Source organism: Bacillus sp. BR3(2024), assembly GCF_039134555.1.
Classification (GTDB): domain Bacteria; phylum Bacillota; class Bacilli; order Bacillales; family Bacillaceae_G; genus Bacillus_A; species Bacillus_A cereus.
Window position 1 is genome coordinate 3,632,963 of the sequence record NZ_CP152433.1, and the last position, 21,302, is coordinate 3,654,264.

A 21,302-nucleotide genomic window follows, 5' to 3' on the forward strand; every position below is an offset into this window, starting at 1 on the left:
CGCTGAGTATAGTATATAACAAAAACACTATATAAAAAAGCCTAATTGTAAAAACAATTAGGCTTTTTTTAAGAACTTTTTTCTTGTACATCATTAATGAGTACTTCTCTCGGTTTACTCCCTTCATACGGACCTACTACACCATTCATTTCCATTGCATCAATTAGGCGAGCAGCTCGCGTATAACCTACTCTAAACCTACGTTGTAACATAGAAACAGATGCTGTTTGCATTTCCACTACAAGTTGAACCGCTTCATCATATAATTCATCTTCTACTTCCTGCTTCGTATCAGGAACATCTTGCGGAATCATATCTTCTTGATATTGTGCTTTTTGCTGTCCAATAACATATTCTACAACTCTCTCAACTTCATCATCTGATAAAAATGCGCCTTGTACACGTACAGGTTTCGATGCACCAATTGGTATAAACAGCATGTCTCCACGACCTAGTAGCTTCTCTGCACCACCACCGTCAAGAATTGTACGAGAATCTGTTTGAGAAGATACAGCGAATGCAATACGTGATGGAATATTTGCTTTAATAACACCCGTAATAACGTCAACTGACGGACGTTGCGTTGCAATAATTAAATGAATACCAGCAGCACGAGCCATTTGCGCTAGACGCATAATCGCATCCTCTACATCAGACGAAGCAACCATCATTAAATCTGCTAACTCGTCCACAATTACTACAATATAAGGTAATTCGGGTTGTTTCGCTTCTGATTGACTATTATGCTCTTTTATATAATCGTTGTATCCTTCAATGTTACGTGTACCACTATGAGCAAACAATTCATAACGACGTTCCATTTCACTCACAACTTTTTTCAATGCTTGCGATGCTTTTTTCGGATCAGTTACAACTGGCGTTAACAAATGAGGCACACCGTTATATACATTTAGCTCTACCATTTTCGGGTCAATCATCATTAATTTTACTTCATGTGGTTTTGCACGCATTAAAATACTAACAATAATACCGTTAATACATACACTTTTCCCGCTACCTGTCGCACCAGCTACGAGTAAATGAGGCATTTTATTTAGCCGGGCTAATACAGCTTCACCTGTAATATCTCGGCCAAGACCAATTAACAACTTCTCTTCCGGATGATTATTAGCCTTAGAGTCAAGAACTTCCCTCAGCGTTACCATCGAAACTTCTGAGTTTGGAACTTCGATCCCTACAGCTGATTTCCCGGGAATTGGCGCTTCAATACGAATGTCCTTTGCAGCTAAAGCAAGGGCTAAATCATCACTTAAACTGACAATTTTGCTTACCTTTACCCCCATATCAGGATACACTTCATATTTTGTAACTGCAGGACCTCTATGCACTTTTGTTACTTTCGCTTTCACTCCGAAACTTTGGAATGTACGTTCTAATTTACGAGCATTCTCATAAATTTCCGCATTTTCATTTGTAACTTGCTTATTCTTTGGAAATTTTAATATATCAAGTGAAGGAAGCTTGTAATCTTTATTTTCTACATTTGAAAATTGCATAGGAGGTGCTTGCGCTTCACTCTCTAACGATTCAACAATTTTTTCTCCACGCTTTTTCTTTGGTTCTTCAATTGGCGGAGTCTCTTCAATAAACGGTGAAGTGATCAACTCTTCTTGCTCTACTTCGATTCGTTTATCCTCTTCTTCATTTACAGGATAATTCTCAGTGAAATTCGAAATAATCGGAGGATCAATTGAGATTTCTTCCATCGGCTCAATAATTTCTTCTTGTTCTGCAGCACGTTTGCTTCTTGTGCTTCTTGTTGTTTTTTTCTTTTCTGTTTGTTCAGCCGTTCTTTTGGCTCTCCAATCTTTATAATCCCCTTGCATCACTTGAAACTGACTTCTAAGAATTCTACCAACTGGAGCTAACACTTCTCCAATATGCTTATTTGTTATACAAAGTATACCGAGAATAACTAGAATAATACCAATGATATAAGCTCCTACTTCGTCAAATAAGAAGTAACATGTTGCGAACATAAGCGCACCAAACATACCACCACCTAAATGAACGCTATCTGGCCCCTTTTTCATTTCAAGAAAGAAGTTATCTTTCGTACTCACAATAACAGAAGTATTTTGCACTGCTCCATCTTTTGTAAGAAGGTTAAATAATGTAATATGACTAAACATTAATATCGCCAATACAATTAAATAAAATCCAATTAATCGTTTATTTAAAAGGTTCGGCCATCCGCGTTTTATAACAAAGGAAACCGATAAAGCTATTACACCTAACACACCAATTATGTACCACTCACCAAAGAAGAAGCGAAAAAATAACACAAACGATTTCCCTACAACGCCTAGCTGTAAAATCGTAATGATTGAAAGTGCAAAAAGAGTTAAACCGACGATTTCATAATACAAAGTTGGCTTTATCGTACGTCTTGCCTTTGCCTTCGTCCCTCTTTGCTTTTGTTTTGCCATTTCTTCACCTCGTGTTCTACATATAAGTAAAGCTCCCTTCAAAACGCTCTATTTATATGTCTGTTTTCTCTATTTTTCTGGTCTTTATATCTTCTATTTTTACACTTCTTGTAAAATGCTAAATAAACAGAAGAAAGCAGCCTACTCATGGCTGCTCAACCGTCTTGTTTTTTATATTATACCATAGCTTCTAAACAAAATCCTTCTTTTTGCTAAAAGGTTATTTTCTGACCGGGCTCAAACTCTAAATAGTGAAGTGGGTCCGTACTTAGCACACGTACAATAGAATAACATCCATGTTCCTCTTCAGAAACCATTAATTCCACACCATTTATATTTACAACTTTTTGACTTTCACATTGTGAATAATCGACCGGATACACAAGTTGCTCTGGCATAATTGTATATAAAATCATTGTAGCATTGTCCCTTCTGTACTATCTTCCGCACGAACATCTATTAATTCGTTTAATTTTCGAATCGCATTTCCAATACCGCCGACATCATCTATAAGACCGTACTTTACTGCATCCCCACCAATTACATTCGTCCCAATATCTCGCGTTAAATTTCCTTTCGCAAACATAAGCTCTTTAAAACGATCTTCTGTTACTTTCGAGTGCTTCGTCACAAAACGAATGACTCTTTCTTGCATCTTATCCAAATACTCAAATGTTTGTGGCACACCTATGACAAGACCTGTTAAACGAATTGGATGAATTGTCATCGTCGCAGTTTCCGCAATAAACGAATAGTCAGTAGAAACAGCAATCGGTACACCGATGGAATGTCCCCCACCTAAAACTAGAGATACTGTTGGTTTTGAAAGTGAAGCTACCATTTCAGAAATTGCTAGCCCAGCTTCAACGTCACCTCCAACTGTATTTAATATTAAAAGCAAACCTTCAATTTTCGGATTTTGTTCAATCGCAACAATTTGCGGAATGATATGCTCATATTTTGTTGTTTTATTTTGCGGTGGTAATTGAACATGACCTTCCACTTGTCCGATAATCGTTAAACAATGAATACGTGATTCATTCATCTGTGGTACATTTGTCTGTCCAAGCTGTTGAATTTTTTCAACTATTGAAGCCTCTTTTCCAGCTTCTTTTGGCTCAGCTTCTTTTTCTTCATTTGTATATCGATCACGTTCTGTCATTTCGCATCCCCTTTCACTCGTATATAACTATTATTTCTTAAGTTATAAATTTCATTCGATAGGGTTAAAAAGAAAAAAGATCACCCATAAGGGTGATCTTTTTATACTTCCATAATAATCGGTAAAATCATAGGTTTTCTCTTTGTCTCTTCGTACAAGAACTGTCCTAATAATTCACGAATATTTTGTTTTAACATTGACCATTCAATTGAATATTCTTTAATTGACTGCTCAACAATCATACGTACAATCTCTGTAGATCGTTCAATTAACGCTTCTGATTCACGAACATATACGAAACCACGTGAAATGATTTCTGGGCCAGAGATAATTTTCTTTTCATCTTTACCAAGCGTTACAACAACTACTAGTATTCCATCTTGAGATAACATCTTTCTATCTCGAAGAACGATATTACCAACGTCACCTACACCTAATCCATCAATTAAAACATTACCAGCTTGTACTTTACCGACTAAGTTTGCTTCATCGTCACCAAAAGCAATTACATCGCCTTTTTCTACGATAAAGATATTTTCTCTTGTAATACCTACATCTTCAGCTAAATATGCATGTGCTTTTTGCATACGGAACTCACCATGTACGGGTACAAAGTACTTTGGTTTCATTAAATTTAACATTAATTTTAATTCTTCTTGGCTACCGTGACCTGACACGTGAACTTTTCGTTCGCCGTAATAAACAACTTCAGCTCCAGCTCTAAATAACAAATCAATAATTTTTGATACAGATATTTCATTACCCGGAATTGGCGAAGCAGCAATGATAACAGTATCACCTTTACGAATTGAAATTTGTTTATGCGCTTGTTTTGCCATTCTAGATAGAGCAGCCATCGGTTCACCTTGACTACCTGTCGTTAAAATAGCTACCTTTTTCTCTGGGAAGTTGTCTACTTCTTGTAATGAAATAACCATACCTTCTGGAACATCTAAATAACCAAGACGTCTTGCAATGTCTACTACTTTCACCATACTACGTCCTACTACTGCTACTTTTCGCCCTGTTTCAGCAGCTGCATCAAATACTTGTTGAATACGATGTACATTCGATGCAAATGAAGCAACGATAATGCGACCTTCTGCGCCGTAGAACACTTTAGAGATTTCTACACCAACTTCTTTTTCTGAACCTGTATAGCCTGGGCGCTCTGCGTTTGTACTATCAGATAATAAGCAAAGTACGCCTTCATTTCCGATTTGTGCCATTTTACCAAGGTCTGCTCCACTATTTCCAATTGGAGTTTGATCGAATTTAAAGTCTCCCGTATATACGACTGCACCTTTTGATGTATGGAAACAAACGCCAACAGAATCCGGAATACTATGTGTCGTTCCGAAGAATGACACCGTTGTAGTGTTAAATTCTACTGTTGAATTTGAATCGATTGTTTTTAGGTCTACACGGCCTAACATGCCCGCTTCACCAAGTTTTTCTTGTATAAGTCCTACTGTTAATTTCGTTGCATAGACTGGAATAGATAATTTACGAAGTACATACACAATTCCACCAATATGATCTTCATGACCGTGAGTAATAAATAAACCTTTTACTCGCTCTTGATTTTCCACTAAATATGTAATATCAGGAATAACGATATCAATTCCAAACATTTCATCTCCCGGGAACATTAACCCTGCATCTACGATAAAGATTTCAGAATCAATTTCAACACAGTACATGTTTTTCCCGATTTCACCTACTCCACCAAGAGCAAATACTTTAACAGACTCATTCTCTTTTCTCTTCATGTTGTTGCCTGGTTTAAAAATCTTGCAAACACTGATTTCACTAAAATTGCAGAGACACCAGGGGAAACTCTACAACCACCATATTTTCACCGTCCAAGACGAATGTCCTTACCGTTATGCGATATCATGTCCTTGTTTATTTTTTAAACCAGGTTTCACCTCTCTTTCATTATATAAATCAAATATCTTATTCGATATGATATGAAAATTTAATTAAATTATAATTTTTCCCAATTTTGCTAAGCATACCCGTACTAAGCTACTTAGCCATATTATACCTGATACAAGAAATAGAACACAAGTTAAATCGTGCGAAAGAAAGAGGAAAAGAACGGAATGACAACAAAAGTATCGAACGTATTTCCTTTATATTTACTCCGATTTTATACTCCATATTATTTTGAAGAACTAGCCATACATACGCTAAATTCATTTCATAATAGGGAGTTTCAAGATTTATTTTTCTAGAATCCAACAAAAACACTTACAAAATGGAGTTTTTTTATGAATTACGTCACATTTGAGGGGATTTCTCTAAAAACAGACACCGTAGTTTATTACGTTTATGCCATAATATCTATCATTTTTTGACTCAGTTAAAGGGATACGATTATTTTCTTATACACATAATTAAGAAGCGATTAATATTCTTATAAGAACACATATAAGTAAGAAAAAGAGGAAAAGATTTGCATATAATAAAAAATGACCTAGTTCTACACTAGGTCATTTTTTATTAACGAGGGATAGATTGCATTACAGATTGTAACGTTACTCTTTCTTCTTCTGTTAATGGAAGAAGTGGTAAACGTACAGAACCTACATCTAATCCAACCATTTGTAACGCTGTTTTTACTGGAGTTGGACTTGGCGCCATAAATAATGAATCAGTTACTCTTACAAGTAATTGATGTAATTTTTGTGCCTTCTTAAATTCTCCTGCTTGAAATGCTGTAATCATTTCTTGCATTTCGTTTCCGATAACATGAGAGGCTACCGAAACGATACCTTTCGCTCCAACTGCCATAGCTGGTAACGTTAAACCGTCATCACCGCTGTATACCGCAAAGTCGTCCGCTGTTTTTTCAATGATTTCTGTCATTGTTAACACATCGCCGCCGGCATCTTTAATAGCAACAATGTTTTCTATTTCTGATAAACGAACAACTGTATCAACGGAGATTTGTACAATAGATCGTCCTGGAACGTTATATAGCATAACCGGAAGCGGTGTGCTTTCAGCAATTGCTTTAAAATGCTGATACATTCCTTCTTGACTCGGTTTGTTATAATACGGTGCTACTAGCATTACTGCATCCACACCAACTTCTGTTGCCTTTTTAGTTAAGTCAATAGAAGCATGCGTATTATTGCTACCTGTTCCAGCGATTACGGGCACTCTTTTATCGACAACAGATACGACATGGCGATATAACGCTACTTTCTCTTCTGAAGTTAATGTAGGAGATTCTCCTGTCGTTCCTCCTACCACGATTGCTGTTGTACCGTTATCAATTAAATAATTTACCAATTTCGTTGTCTTTGCAAAATCGATATTCCCGTTTATATCAAACGGTGTTACCATCGCGGTTGCAATTGTCCCAAAATCTATCATGGTCTCACTCCTTATTGTTCCAGTTGCTTTTCTTTTGAAAGCTCAAACGCACTATGTAATGCATTTACAGCCTCCACTAAATCAGTTTCTTTTACAAGAACCCAAATTGTTGTATGACTATCTGCCGATTGCAGGATTTGAATACCTTTTTCCGCTAAAGCTGTAACGATTTTCGCAGTAACCCCTGGGTATCCTGCCATTCCAGCCCCAACGATAGATACTTTCGCACAATGTTCTGTCACAATTGGCTCATATCCAAGGTTCTGTAATAATTTAACTGCATGACTTGATACATTATCACTCACTGTATATGCTACGCCAGTAGGTGAAATATTAATTAAATCAACACTTATTCCTTCGTTCGCCATCTCTTTAAACACATGTTGTTGCAAATCATATGCCGTTTCTTTTGCAAGCACTTTAATTTGCGTTACGTTTGATACGTGGGCAATGCCTGTAACAGGACGTTCTTCTACATCACGACCTCTTGTAGCACCGTCATATGCTGAAATAAGCGTACCTTCACTATCAGAATACGTAGAACGTACACGAAGTGGCACTTTTGCATGCATCGCAATTTCAACTGCACGTGGATGAACGACTTTCGCACCTTGATAAGCCATGTTACAAATTTCGTTATACGTTACAGTTTGAAGATGACGTGCATCTTTTACAATACGAGGATCCGCAGTCATAACACCTTCTACATCAGTGAATATATCGATGTATTCAGCATGAAGTGCAACACCTAATGCTGAAGCTGAAGTATCACTACCTCCGCGTCCAAGTGTTGTCGTATCACCTTTTTTCGTTTGTCCCTGGAATCCTGTAACGACGATTACATCTACATTTTCTAACTCTTCATGTATACGATCGCAATTCATTTCAATAATCTTTGCATTCGTAAAGTCATCATTCGTTACAAAACCAGCTTGTGCACCATTTAATGCTGCTGCTTTTATACCGTTCTCATTCAACATATTAGAGAAAACAATTGCAGAGATTAACTCTCCACACGATAATAATAAATCTTGCTCACGCTTAGAAATAGTAGATTCCTCTTGATTTACAAGACTTAATAACGTATCCGTTGCATATGGTTCACCTTTACGGCCCATAGCAGATACGACAGTAACTACTTTATAACCAGCAGCTAATGATTTTTTTATATGATGAAGCGCATGCTTACGTCCATTGTCATCACGTACTGATGTGCCACCAAATTTTTGAACAATTATTTTCATATTTTGCACCTTCTCTTAGCCGTTTACACTAATTGTAATTTTACTAAGCGCTCTGCAATTTGAACAGAATTCCATGCAGCGCCTTTTAATAAGTTATCAGATACGACCCAAAGATGGAATCCTTTATCGTTATTTAAATCTTTACGGATTCTTCCAACGAATACTTCGTTTTTACCTACTGCAGTAGCTGGCATTGGATATAACTGCTCTTCTGGATTATCTTGTAGAACAATACCTTCCGCATTTGCAAGTAAGCTCTTTAATTCTGCTACTGTTACGCCTTCTTTTTCTACTTCGATGTAAACAGACTCAGAGTGTCCTGATACAACTGGTAAACGTACACATGTTGCCGCTACTTCTAATTCAGGCATATGCATAATTTTTTTCGTTTCGTTAATCATTTTCATTTCTTCAAACGTAAATCCATTATCTTGGAATTTATCAATCTGTGGAATCGCATTAAAAGCAATTGGGAAATGCTTCTTATCACCTGATACAGGAAGAACATTTGCCTTAACTTCTTCGCCATTTAAGATTGCTTGTGATTGTTCATGCAGTTCTTCAATAGCTGCCGCACCAGCACCTGATACAGCTTGATATGTGGAAACGATTACTCGTTTTAAACCATATTGCTGACGAACTGGCTCAAGAGCTACTACCATTTGAATTGTAGAACAGTTTGGATTTGCAATAATACCATTATGTTCTTTTAAGTCGTTTTCATTTACTTCAGGTACAACAAGTGGCACGTTTTCTGTCATACGGAATGCACTTGTATTATCAACAACAATCGCACCGCGTTTTGCTGCTTCTGGCGCTAATTGTTTCGATACAGATCCACCAGCACTAAATAGTGCAATATCTACTCCTTCAAAGCTTTCAGGAGTTGCCTCTTGAACTGTAAATTCTTCGCCTTTAAATACAAGTTTCTTACCTGCAGATCGTTTAGATGAAAGTAACGTTAATTTCCCGATTGGAAATTCTCGTTTCTCTAAAGTATTTAACATTTGTTCACCAACTGCGCCGGTTGCTCCAACTACAGCGACATGAAAAGTTTTTTGCTTTTCCATCACTATGCCCCTTTCTAGATACCAATCCTTCTATAACTTAGAATCAGAAGGAGTATACAATACCCCTTCTAATCTTAATAACGTTAATTTTATCATATTCTACAGTAAGAATGATGGTTTCATCAAAAATTGTCCGTTTTTTTTCGTTTTTTAATTCATATATCTGAATTTTTCTACGACCACCGGTTGCAATTGCTTTCCTTGCAGCGCTTCTAATACTGTATCTTCCAGTAACTCCATACGAGCTACCATTGAGTTCGGTTTTTTCTCTGGCGCATCTTGACCGAATGGGACGAAGTAGATGTTTTTTGTTGCCATTAGGCGCATGAGATTTACCCCATTTAACCCTAAAGCATCATTCGTCGAAACCGCCAATACGACAGGCTTGCCATTTCTTAGCGTCGCTTTTGCTGCCATTAGTACTGGAGAATCTGTCATTGCATTTGCAAATTTACTCATAGAATTTCCTGTTAAAGGAGCGATTACCATGCAGTCTAATGGAATTTTAGGTCCAAGTGGCTCTGCTCCAACAATTGAATTAATTGCTTTAAAACCTGTTATTTCTTCAATCTTCTTAATCCACTCTGCTCCTTCTCCAAATCTAGTATTTGTTGATTGAACAGTGTATGAAACAACAGGACGTACTTCTGCTCCTTCAGCAATTAATTTTTCTAAGTGCGGCATAACTTCCTCATACGTACAATGTGAACCTGTAAATCCGAAACCAATTCGTTTCCCCTTCAAACTCATTTCTTTTCCTCCTCCTTTGCGATTGCATCTGCTGCTAATAACTGAGAAAGAACATTTGCTAAGATTTGCCCAGCCGTTTTTGGGGCAACAATACCTGGTAATCCAGGTGCTAGCAATGCTTTGACTCCTCTTTTTTCCGCATATCTAAAGTCAGTACCGCCTGGTTTAGAAGCTAAATCAATCACTAACGTATGAGCTGGCATTTTTGCAATAACATTCGCTGTTACAACGAGGTGCGGAATCGTATTAATTACAATATCGATATTTCCTACTTCTTTCTCTATGTCTTGCATATGAAAAGGAGAAAACATCATTTCTGTAATACGTGCAATATGTTCAGATCGTCTTGCTCCAACTTTGACATGGGCTCCTAATGATTGAAATGCTCTCGCAACACTCATTCCTGTTCTACCAAATCCTAGAACCATTACATTGGACCCATGAATTGTATAGTCGGTATGTTGAATTACCATCATTAATGTACCTTCTACCGTTGGAATAGAATTGTATATTGCTACATCATCACGATCAAATAATTTAACAAGTTTTCGGTTCGTAGTAGATACGAGATTTTCCAAGTAAGGTGTACCAATACCTGAATATATAGTAAAGTGTTCTGGTGTATTTTCAATTTGTTCTTTCGTTATTGAAACTTTTTCATTTGAAAAAATAGTATCTACTTCTCCTTTGGCATTTGTACCGGCAACCGGCAAAATAATTGCGTCTACAGAAGTGAAATCTAAATTTTGTATACTTTCTTTTGCTGCCCCTGTGAAACCATGATCTAACTGATCAAAACCTATCAAAGAAAGTTTCGCATCCAATTCAACTAGCTTACGAATTACTTCTAGCTGCCTTGCATCTCCTCCTATGACAGCAATATGCATCTCAGTCAACATTCCCTAATTCACCTTCTTTTTCTGTCATTTATAAGAAAAGTGCCTACTTTTTCTTTTTCCTCCACATCATATGTAATGTACGAGTTTATGGTGATTGAAAATCCAAATGCACATATGATTTATCAGGTTTCTATGTAGATACAAAAAAAGATGACCAAAATGGCCATCCTTCACTCCGAATTTGAACGATCTATACTATCACAAAGAAGCATATCGTGTCCGACTTTCTTTATTTGACTCCATGCCACCCTTACTTCTTGTGGTTCCTTTTTAAAACCTCCCCACTTACCTACAGGTATTATAAGTGTTTGTATTTGCCCGTCTTTCTCATTAATCTCTAAATCCATATAACCTAAGACTCCCATTTTTTCCGCTTTTTCTATATCTACAACCTCTTTACCACTTAATTCACTTAATCGCATACACACTCCACTCCCCTACTGAATTTTTCATTTGCATTGTCTATAATTAGTACCTATTCTATATGTATAAAAAAAATAACCTTCTCTCATTTAAAAAGAGAGAAGGTTATTTTTTATACATCGTAAAAATTGATTATAGTTTTATTCCTTTTGGAAGTTTTCCGTCTGGACTAATAAGTGCCGCAGAGAACTCGTCAGTAAACATATTGCGAATTAATCCGTCCACATTTTCTTTTGTTACAGTGTTTACACTTTCAATAATCTCATCAAGTGAACGATGTTTACGAAGAAGCAATTCATTTTTACCGTTACGGCTCATACGGCTATTTGTACTTTCTAAACTTAACATTAAGTTTCCTTTTAATTGCTCTTTACTATTCATAAGCTCTTTTTCTGTAATACCTGTATTTTTCAATGTCTCTAATGTTTCTTGCATTGTTTCATACAATGTATCTAATTGTTGGCTACCTGTTCCACCGTAAAGTGTTAACATGCCTGTATCTTCATAAGAAGAGTGGTAAGAAAATACTGAGTAAGCTAATCCACGTTGCTCACGTACTTCTTGGAATAAACGGCTACTCATGCTACCGCCTAAAACATTATTTAATACAATTAAGTTATAAATATCTTCGTGTCCCATTTGTAAGCCTTTATATCCTAGACATAAATGAGCTTGTTCCGTTTCTTTTTTACGGGCTACCTTATTGAAATGGAAAATTGGGCTATGTACTTGTTCACGGTTTGTTGTTCCTTCATAACTACCGAAATATTGCTCCACTGTTTGTAAAAATGCTTCATCAATATTTCCTGCGATTGATACAACTACATTTTCAGGTGTGTAATGATCTTTTATATATTGACGTAACGTATCACCTGTAAACGTATTAAGCGTTTCTTCTGTTCCTAAAATAGGATATCCAAGTGGATGCGTTTCATATGTTGCTTTCGTTAACATATCATGCACAATATCATCTGGAGCATCTTCGTACATTTTAATTTCTTCACATACGACATTCTTCTCTTTTTTCAGTTCTTCCTCATCAAATGTTGAATTAAAGAACATATCTGCTAAAACATCTAAAGCATATTTAGCATGCTCATCTAATACTTTTGCATAGTAACATGTATATTCTTTTGAAGTAAATGCATTCACTTGACCACCAATGCTATCAAATGATTCTGCAATCTCTCGTGCACTACGTGTTTCTGTCCCTTTAAAGAACATATGCTCTAAAAAGTGAGAAATCCCGTTATTTTTTTCATTTTCATTTCTTGATCCCGCATGGATCCAAATACCAATCGCAACCGATCTTACAGTTGGTATATTCTCCATAACTATTCTTACACCATTTTTACAAGTATATTTTTTAATCAAAAACTTTCCTCCTACTGCCAGTTTCTCTAAATAAGTGCTATTATTTAATGATAACAAGTTTAAGGATGAATGTCATGCAAATGTATTTAATCCACACGTTTTTCATCCAGTAATTCTGTTATATTCCCCACTTTATATCCTTGTTCCTTCAATTTTTTAATCATTGTATCTAATGCTTCTGCCGTTGACGAAGTAGGATGCATTAATACGATAGCACCTGGGTGTATTTTTCTCATTACTCTCTGCAATAGTACATCTGGCTCAGGTCGCTTCCAATCGATTGTATCGACAGTCCACATAATCGTTCCCATTTGGAAATCATCAGCGATTTTCACGACTTCATCTCGAAAACTTCCACTCGGCGGGGCAAACCATCTTACTTTTTGATTCGTTACTACTTCTATCATTCGATTTGTTTTTTGTAACTGCTCTCGTATTTCATCAGACGATAGCGTTTTCATATTAGGGTGCGTATAAGAATGATTTCCGACTTCTTGATTTGCATCGACAATCATTTTTGCAAATCGTAAATTTTCTTTCACCCAACGTCCTTCTAAAAAGAAAGTGGCCTTCACATCATGCTTTTTCAATATCTCTAATATGCGAGGCAAATACTCATTTCCCCATGCCACATTTATTGTTAATCCTACCATTTTTTTATTTGGATGGCCTCTATAAATTGGAGCGGGTGATAAATCTTCTAAATGAACACTCGGTGAGACTTCTTTGAATTCAAGATATTTTTGATCAAATTCCTTTAGCTTCTTCATATTATTATACGATGCTTCAATATCCACTTGTCTTCCATTATATCCAGGTGTTGCCTTCCATATTTTATCAATCATCGCATTTTGAGGTGCAATCTCATACTTTTTTGCATGCTTTTGAATTTCTTCATGCAAGTTATCTTGTGCAAAAACAGAATAAGAGCCTAAACTGACATATAAAGAAAATATACATATGTATGCCAATATACGAACTTTCATATAAACCCTCCCAAATTAACTATATAAAAACATTTTCTTCTTATCTTTGTTAATTTGAGCGTTATAATGAAAACTATACCTATGCTGACATAAAAATATATATAAATCATATTTTTACATAACAAAAAAAGCCAGTTAAACTGGCTTTTACTTATTGCTGCTCTTGTTTGTTTTCTTCTTTAGCAGCTTCTTTTTCTTGCTCTTCTTTTAGCAATACTTTTCTAGATAGATTTACGCGACCTTGCTTGTCAATCTCGATAACTTTAACTGTAATTACATCACCGATTTTTACAACGTCTTCTACTTTACCTACACGCTCAAGTGCAAGTTCAGAAATATGAACTAATCCATCTTTACCGCTGAATAATTCAACGAAAGCACCGAATTTCTCAACACGTTTCACTTTTCCTTCGTAGATTTCACCTACTTGTACTTCGCGAACGATATCTTCGATAATTTTCTTAGCTTTGTCGTTCATTTCTTGGTTTATTGAAGAAATGAATACTGTGCCATCTTGCTCGATGTCAATTTTAACGCCAGTTTCTTCAATAATTTTATTGATTTGTTTACCGCTCGGTCCGATAACGTCACGGATTTTATCTGGATTAATTGTCATTGTAATAATCTTTGGAGCGTACGCTGATAATTCAGTGCGTGGCTCTGGAATAACAGATAACATATGATTTAGAATGTGCACACGACCAACTTTTGCTTGTTGTAATGCCTCTTCTAAAATTTCACGAGATAGACCATCGATTTTAATGTCCATTTGTAGTGCAGTTACACCTTGTGCTGTACCTGCTACTTTAAAGTCCATATCACCTAAATGATCTTCCATACCTTGAATATCAGATAAAATTGTGTAATGCTCACCAGTTTTAACTAGACCCATTGCAATACCTGCAACTGGAGCTTTAAGTGGAACACCAGCATCCATCATTGCTAAAGTACTACCACAAATACTTGCTTGTGAAGTAGAACCATTTGATTCTAAAACTTCAGATACAAGACGTACTGTGTATGGGAAATCTTTTTCAGATGGAATTACAGGCTCAAGTGCGCGTTCTCCTAGTGCACCGTGACCGATTTCACGACGACCTGGTCCACGCATTGGTCTTGTTTCACCAACACTAAATGATGGGAAATTGTAATGGTGCATAAAGCGTTTTGATTCTTCTACACCAAGACCATCTAAAATTTGCACATCGCCTAATGCACCTAATGTACAAATACTTAATGCTTGTGTTTGTCCACGAGTGAACAAACCAGAACCGTGTGTACGAGATAAAATACCAACCTCTGATGCTAATGGACGGATTTCGTCACCTTTACGGCCATCTGGACGGATTTTTTCAACTGTAATAAGACGACGTACTTCTTCTTTTACAATTTTATATAAAATCTCATTTACTTGTCCTAATGTATCAGCGTCAGCTTCCTGCGCTTCGTAATGCTCAATAACACGCTTTTTCACTTCGTTAATTGCATCTTCACGTGCATGTTTCTCATGTACTTGAATTGCTGAATGCATATCTTCTTCAGCCATTTCACGTACAGCTTGGTTAAGATCAGCGTCAACTTCATAAAGTTTCACTTCTGATTTCTCTTTACCTACAGCTTGTACAATCTCTTCTTGGAATGCAATTAGACGTTTAATTTCGTCATGACCAAACATAATTGCTTCTAACATTGTTTCTTCAGGTACTTGATCTGCTCCTGCTTCAACCATGTTAATCGCATCTTTCGTACCAGCTACAACTAAGTGGATATCACTTTGTTCTTGCTGTTCTACTGTTGGGTTAATAACGAATTCGCCATTAATACGGCCAACTGTCGCACCAGCGATTGGACCTTCAAATGGAATATCTGAAATCGATAACGCTAATGAAGAACCAAGCATAGCTGCCATTTCAGAAGAACAATCTTGATCAACACTCATTACAATGCTGACAACTTGTACTTCGTTACGGAAGCCATCTGCGAATAGCGGACGAATTGGACGGTCGATTAAACGACTTGCCAAAATTGCTTTTTCACTTGGACGACCTTCACGCTTAATAAAACCGCCAGGAATTTTTCCGACTGCATATAAACGCTCTTCATAGTTTACTGTAAGTGGGAAGAAATCTACATTTTTTGCTTCTTTTGATGCAGTTGCTGTAGATAGAACCGCTGTATCGCCATATCTTACTAATACTGCTCCGTTCGCTTGTTTTGCAAGCTGACCAGTTTCAACTGTTAGCTGGCGACCAGCTAAATCTATCGAGAAGACTTGCTTTTCTTGACTCATTTAAGTACCCCTCTCAATTTAAAGTATTCAATTCTTCTATGTAAATGGATAGTATATCACAATATTCTACCTCTAGTATTGCCTAAAATTAAGTAAGCTATAAAGCGTAGAAGATATATTTTTACCTAACAAAAAAGCGGGAATATTCCCGCTTCTTTGACTATCGACGTAAGCCAAGCTTTGTGATTAATTCACGGTAACGTGTGATATCGCTATTACGAAGGTAAGTTAGTAAGTTACGACGTTTACCAACCATCTTTAATAGACCACGACGTGAATGATGATCTTTCTTGTGAGTACGTAAGTGCTCGTTTAGAGTGTTAATTTGCTCCGTTAGGACAGCAATTTGAACCTCTGGAGAACCAGTATCAGTCTCATGAGTTCTAAATTGTGCAATGATTTCATTTTTACGTTCTTGTGTTAAAGCCATCCTATTTCACCTCCTATTAATTAAACCCCCAATTACCTAGCAAGCGTCGGTGAGTCGCAATGCCAAGCAATGGTTGTCATAAAGTACATAACATAGAATACTACTTTTCATTTGAAAAAGCAAGTATATTCTTTTCGCTCATAAAATATTCTTGTGCTGTTTTCTTATCTTTTGCGATTTGTTCAACTAACTCATCAATACCGTTGAATTTCTTTTCTGCTCTTATACGCATATGCCACTCTACTGTAACATTTTGATCGTATATATCTTTGTTAAATTCAAATAAGTGCACTTCAATTGATAATTGACGCTCATCTTCTTTAAAAGTCGGTTTATATCCAATATTACATACACCATCGTACCATTCATCGTGAACTTTTAATCTCACTGCATAAACACCTACAGGTGGCAATAAATACTCATCACTTAAACCTACATTAGCTGTCGGGAAACCAATTTGACGCCCACGTTTGTCGCCGTGTATAACTGTTCCCGCTACAGTATAGGCTCTACCTAAAATAGATGGAATTTGCTCCATTTCGCCATTTCGAATTAACTTTCGTAATGCTGTAGAACTTACTTTCTCTTCTTGAAATTCAACTTTTTCAATCACAGTCTGTGTAAACTCCCCTCTTGCATGAAATGGTAAAGTCTCCATCTTTCCTTTTCCTAAACGTCCATATGAATAATCAAACCCTGCTACTACATGCTTTACATTTAAACCAATAATATAATCATCTACAAATTGTTGCGGTAATAACCCTGCAAATGATTCATCAAATTTAATCACATATAATATATCGATTCCTAAGCTTTCGACTATTTTTTCTTTATCACGCATTGGTGTAATATACTCCACATGCGCATCCTTTTTCCCTAAAACAACAGATGGATGAGGATGAAATGTCATAACTGCACTTTTATATCCTCGTTCGTCCGCTATTTTTTTCGCAGTTCGAATTACACATTGATGTCCTAAATGAATGCCATCAAAAAATCCTAATGCCATTACAGTAGGTGGTAATTCTAATTTATTTTGTTCATGTGGATGAGTTAAATGAATAAGTTTCACGCTTGAATTCACCTTTTTCTGTAATAATCCTTCCAATAATTCATTATAGCTTTAGTTCTTGATTATTCACAAGTACTTTCATCGGCTTTAACATGCCAGGATGTTTCGGATGATGTTCATAAATTGCTAAGCAACGATCATTTTTATCAAACACTGTAATAAATGGTGCTGTTATTTCTAATTCATTCTTTAAGAACATACCATTCTTTATTTTCTCTGCTTGCTTTCCATCTACAACCATTTTTGGAAACTTACTTAATGCTTCATCAATTGAAATGAAGATAGACTCTACTGTTCCATTTTGCACGTTTTCTTCAATTTCTTCAAATGATATGCAATCTTCTAATAAAAATTCACCAGATGCCGTTCTTACAAGGTGAGACATATGTGATGGGAAACCAAGTTTCTCCCCGATCATTACAGCTAACGTTCTTACATATGTTCCTTTACTACACGTTACACGGAAACGGAATGAAATATTTTCTCCTTCAAAAACTTCACGATCATCAAGTAATACGAATTCATGAATTGTAATTGTACGAACTGGACGTTCCACCTCTTGTCCTGCTCTTGCATATTCATATAATTTTTTCCCGTTTACTTTTACAGCCGAGAACATTGGTGGCATTTGTTCAATCGTGCCTGTTAATTCCGCAAGGACTTTCTCTACTTCCATACGAGTAATAGTACGATCTACTTTTTTCGTTTCAACAACCTCACCAGAAGCGTCTTCAGTTGTCGTTGAAAACCCTAATGTTACTTCACCTTCATATGTTTTCGTTTCACTTGTTAAAAATTGTGCAATTTTCGTTGCTCTTCCAACGCAAATTGGTAATACTCCTGTTACATCTGGATCTAATGTTCCCGTATGACCAATTCTCTTTTCTCGCAATATCTTTCTTAATTTAAATACACAATCATGTGATGTCATGCCTTTTGGCTTATGTAATAATACTACACCTTCCATATATGTTCACCTCATCATAATTCTTTCGTATTAAATATCCAAAACTTATTTTGCATTGAAAAAATGGATAGACAAATGTCTATCCATTATTCTTCACGTTTACCGTCTTTATTAATTTCATGTAAAAGTGTATCAATTCGATGACCATATCCGATAGACTCATCAAACTCAAAGGTAATTTCCGGTGTTTTACGAAGACGAATACGTTGGCCAATTTCTGAACGAATAAAGCCTTTTGCCTTCGCTAAACCTTTTAAAGTATTTTCTTTCTGTTCTTCGTCACCTAAAACAGAAATATATACTTTAGCAATTTGTAAATCACCACTCACTTGTACATCTGTTACTGTAACAAATCCAATACGTGGGTCTTTAATTTTACGACTGATAATATCGCCTAATTCTTTTTTCATTTGCTCGCCCACACGGTTCGCACGTAATTTCATAACTCTTCACCTCATTCAATACCATTCCAAATGTGTTATTGTACGTTCAATTTCAGGAAATGAATCGATGTACTCAAGTACACGATTCATTTCTTTTTCACAGATAACACGATTTGAGGATACGGAAACAATTGCAATTTCTGTACGTTGCCATACATCTTGGTGCCCAACTTCAGAAACAGCTACATTATAGCGCTGTTTCACACGAGTTAACACACGTTGTAAAATTGCACGTTTCTCTTTTAAAGAATGCACATCGTAAATCATACACTCGAATGAGAGTGAAGCGATAATCATCGCTTCACTTCTTCCATAATATACGCTTCAATGATGTCCCCTTCTTTAAGATCATTATATCTCTCAATTGTAATACCACACTCATAGTTTTGTGCAACTTCTTTTACGTCGTCTTTGAAACGTTTTAACGTATCAAGTTGTCCTTCGAAAATTACTACGCCGTCACGGATAATACGTACGCCACTATCACGCGTAATTTTACCGTCTGTTACATAACAACCTGCGATTGTTCCAACTTTTGTTACTTTAAACGTTTGACGAACTTCTGCTTGACCGATTACTTTTTCTTCGAATTCTGGATCAAGCATACCTTGCATCGCTGCTTCAATCTCTTCGATTACTTTATAAATAATACGGTGTAAACGAATATCAACGTTCTCTAATTCAGCTGTACGCTTCGCGTTCACATCTGGACGTACGTTAAATCCAATTACAATTGCATTAGATGCAGAAGCTAAAATGATATCAGATTCTGTAATCGCACCTACACCAGTGTGAATGATTTTAACTTTTACGCCTTCAACATCAATTTTACGAAGTGATGCTGCCATCGCTTCAACAGAACCTTGTACGTCTGCTTTTACGATTAAGTTAATTTCTTTTACATCGCCCTCTTGGATTTGTTGGAATAAATCTTCAAGGCTTAATTTAGATTTCTCACCACGTTGTGCAACTAACGCTTCTTGTGCACGTGATTCACCAATTTGACGAGCTTTCTTCTCATCAGCGAATGCCATGAAACGATCTCCAGCCTGTGGTACTTCGTTTAAACCAGTAATTTCAACAGGAGTTGATGGACCAGCAACTTTTACACGACGACCAATATCACTTACCATTGCACGAACACGTCCGAATGAAGTTCCAACAACGATTGGATCTCCAACTCGAAGCGTACCGTTTTGAACAAGTAATGTCGCGATAGTTCCTTTACCTTTATCAAGCTGCGCTTCGATTACTGTACCAGTTGCATAGCGGTTTGGATTTGCTTTGTATTCTTCTACTTCACTTACAAGAAGGATCATTTCTAGTAAGTTGTCAATGCCTTCGCCTTGAATTGCAGAAATTGGTACGAAAATAGTATCTCCGCCCCAAGCTTCTGGAACTAATTCATATTCTGTTAGTTCTTGCATTACGCGATCAGGGTTTGCAGCTGGTTTATCCATTTTATTCACAGCAACAATAATTGGTACTCCTGCTGCCTTCGCATGGTTAATTGCTTCAACCGTTTGTGGCATAACACCGTCATCCGCTGCAACAACAAGGATTGTAATATCCGTTACTTGTGCACCACGAGCACGCATCGTTGTAAATGCTGCGTGACCAGGTGTATCTAAGAATGTAATCTTCTTATCGTTTACTTCAACTTGATATGCACCGATATGCTGAGTAATTCCACCCGCTTCGCCTGCAGTTACTTTTGAGTTACGAATAGAATCCAGTAATGTTGTTTTACCGTGGTCAACGTGTCCCATGATTGTAACTACAGCTGGACGTTCTTTTAAGTTCTCTTCATCATCTTGCTCATCAATGAATGTTTCAAACTCAGTCTCGCTCACAATTACTTCTTCTTCTACTTCAATACCGTAGTCGTTAGCAATTAACTCAATTGTATCTTTATCCAAGTCTTGGTTAATTGTTGCCATAATTCCAAGCATGAAGAGCTTCTTAATAATTTCAGATGGCTCTTTGCTTAATTTTTTAGCAAGATCTCCTACTGTAAGGCTTCCAGAGAAAGTAATTTTATCTGGTGTTTCTACAATTTGAGTTTGTTGTCTACCAGCAAAGTTCTCTTGACGTTTGTCTTCGTTTCCTTTGCCTTTTTTCTTTTTCTTATTGCTGTTCTTTTTACTGCGAACAACTTTTTCTTCTACTTCAAACTCATCTGCAACAGAAGGTTTTTCAGTTTGATATTCATTATCTAATTTATTTACTACTTCATCGTCTAACATTGTCATATGATTCGAAACCTCGATATTCATTTCTTTTAGTTTTGTCATAAGATCTTTACTTGAGATATTATGTTTTTTTGCATATTCATGCACTCGAATTTTACTCATA

At 36.5% G+C, this 21,302-nt stretch carries 19 protein-coding genes; all 19 read right to left on the minus strand.

Annotated features, from left to right (window positions below; genetic code table 11):
* Positions 1-68 precede the first annotated feature (68 nt).
* The 19 genes from V7S45_RS18545 to infB all read right to left on the minus strand — a co-directional run bounded on the left by V7S45_RS18545 (position 69) and on the right by infB (position 21,301).
* Positions 69-2,450 carry a DNA translocase FtsK gene (locus tag V7S45_RS18545; protein ID WP_001118782.1) on the minus strand — a complete coding sequence of 794 codons (2,382 nt, stop codon included), beginning with the start codon at positions 2,448-2,450 and terminating at the stop codon, positions 69-71.
* Positions 2,451-2,662: 212 nt separating this feature from the next.
* A complete protein-coding gene (locus V7S45_RS18550; protein WP_000605036.1) occupies positions 2,663-2,866 on the minus strand; it encodes a YlzJ-like family protein in 204 nt (67 codons plus the stop codon).
* Entirely contained in the window at positions 2,863-3,612 is a 750-nt protein-coding gene (tepA, locus tag V7S45_RS18555) for a translocation-enhancing protein TepA (protein WP_000139806.1), read from the minus strand. The genes V7S45_RS18550 and tepA overlap by 4 nt, the downstream gene beginning before the upstream one ends.
* Before the next feature lie 101 nt (positions 3,613-3,713).
* The gene (locus V7S45_RS18560; RefSeq protein WP_000823096.1) at positions 3,714-5,384 is read right to left on the minus strand and encodes a ribonuclease J; all 1,671 of its coding nucleotides are present in this window, start codon (positions 5,382-5,384) and stop codon (positions 3,714-3,716) included.
* Positions 5,385-6,120: 736 nt separating this feature from the next.
* Positions 6,121-6,999, minus strand: a complete 879-nt coding sequence (dapA, locus tag V7S45_RS18565; protein ID WP_000564763.1) for a 4-hydroxy-tetrahydrodipicolinate synthase — start codon at positions 6,997-6,999, stop codon at positions 6,121-6,123.
* A gap of 11 nt (positions 7,000-7,010) precedes the next feature.
* Positions 7,011-8,243, minus strand: coding sequence for an aspartate kinase (gene dapG / locus V7S45_RS18570; protein WP_000692451.1), 1,233 nt, complete (start codon positions 8,241-8,243; stop codon positions 7,011-7,013).
* A gap of 23 nt (positions 8,244-8,266) precedes the next feature.
* A complete protein-coding gene (asd, locus tag V7S45_RS18575) occupies positions 8,267-9,313 on the minus strand; it encodes an aspartate-semialdehyde dehydrogenase (protein WP_000414846.1) in 1,047 nt (348 codons plus the stop codon).
* A gap of 150 nt (positions 9,314-9,463) precedes the next feature.
* Positions 9,464-10,063 carry a dipicolinate synthase subunit B gene (gene dpaB / locus V7S45_RS18580; protein WP_000053596.1) on the minus strand — a complete coding sequence of 200 codons (600 nt, stop codon included), beginning with the start codon at positions 10,061-10,063 and terminating at the stop codon, positions 9,464-9,466.
* On the minus strand, positions 10,060-10,962 hold the full coding sequence (gene dpaA / locus V7S45_RS18585) for a dipicolinic acid synthetase subunit A (protein ID WP_000954735.1): 903 nt from the start codon (positions 10,960-10,962) through the stop codon (positions 10,060-10,062). The genes dpaB and dpaA overlap by 4 nt, the downstream gene beginning before the upstream one ends.
* 170 nt (positions 10,963-11,132) lie before the next feature.
* Positions 11,133-11,384: a YlmC/YmxH family sporulation protein gene (locus V7S45_RS18590; protein WP_001239759.1), complete on the minus strand. Its 252-nt coding sequence runs from the start codon at positions 11,382-11,384 to the stop codon at positions 11,133-11,135.
* Between the two features lie 133 nt (positions 11,385-11,517).
* Complete coding sequence (locus tag V7S45_RS18595) at positions 11,518-12,759, minus strand: pitrilysin family protein (protein ID WP_000592996.1); 1,242 nt, start codon at positions 12,757-12,759, stop codon at positions 11,518-11,520.
* A gap of 86 nt (positions 12,760-12,845) precedes the next feature.
* Entirely contained in the window at positions 12,846-13,745 is a 900-nt protein-coding gene (locus V7S45_RS18600) for a polysaccharide deacetylase family protein (protein ID WP_000868217.1), read from the minus strand.
* Between the two features lie 151 nt (positions 13,746-13,896).
* Positions 13,897-16,035, minus strand: coding sequence for a polyribonucleotide nucleotidyltransferase (gene pnp, locus V7S45_RS18605; protein ID WP_000076737.1), 2,139 nt, complete (start codon positions 16,033-16,035; stop codon positions 13,897-13,899).
* Between the two features lie 160 nt (positions 16,036-16,195).
* A complete protein-coding gene (gene rpsO, locus V7S45_RS18610) occupies positions 16,196-16,465 on the minus strand; it encodes a 30S ribosomal protein S15 (RefSeq protein WP_001229392.1) in 270 nt (89 codons plus the stop codon).
* A gap of 100 nt (positions 16,466-16,565) precedes the next feature.
* Positions 16,566-17,537, minus strand: coding sequence for a bifunctional riboflavin kinase/FAD synthetase (gene ribF / locus V7S45_RS18615; RefSeq protein WP_000766706.1), 972 nt, complete (start codon positions 17,535-17,537; stop codon positions 16,566-16,568).
* Between the two features lie 43 nt (positions 17,538-17,580).
* Positions 17,581-18,504, minus strand: a complete 924-nt coding sequence (gene truB, locus V7S45_RS18620) for a tRNA pseudouridine(55) synthase TruB (protein ID WP_025688876.1) — start codon at positions 18,502-18,504, stop codon at positions 17,581-17,583.
* 86 nt (positions 18,505-18,590) lie between these two features.
* A complete protein-coding gene (rbfA, locus tag V7S45_RS18625; RefSeq protein ID WP_000776437.1) occupies positions 18,591-18,947 on the minus strand; it encodes a 30S ribosome-binding factor RbfA in 357 nt (118 codons plus the stop codon).
* A gap of 15 nt (positions 18,948-18,962) precedes the next feature.
* Positions 18,963-19,244: a DUF503 family protein gene (locus V7S45_RS18630; RefSeq protein WP_000582363.1), complete on the minus strand. Its 282-nt coding sequence runs from the start codon at positions 19,242-19,244 to the stop codon at positions 18,963-18,965.
* Positions 19,241-21,301, minus strand: coding sequence for a translation initiation factor IF-2 (infB, locus tag V7S45_RS18635; protein WP_000036343.1), 2,061 nt, complete (start codon positions 21,299-21,301; stop codon positions 19,241-19,243). The genes V7S45_RS18630 and infB overlap by 4 nt, the downstream gene beginning before the upstream one ends.
* Position 21,302: the final 1 nt, after the last annotated feature.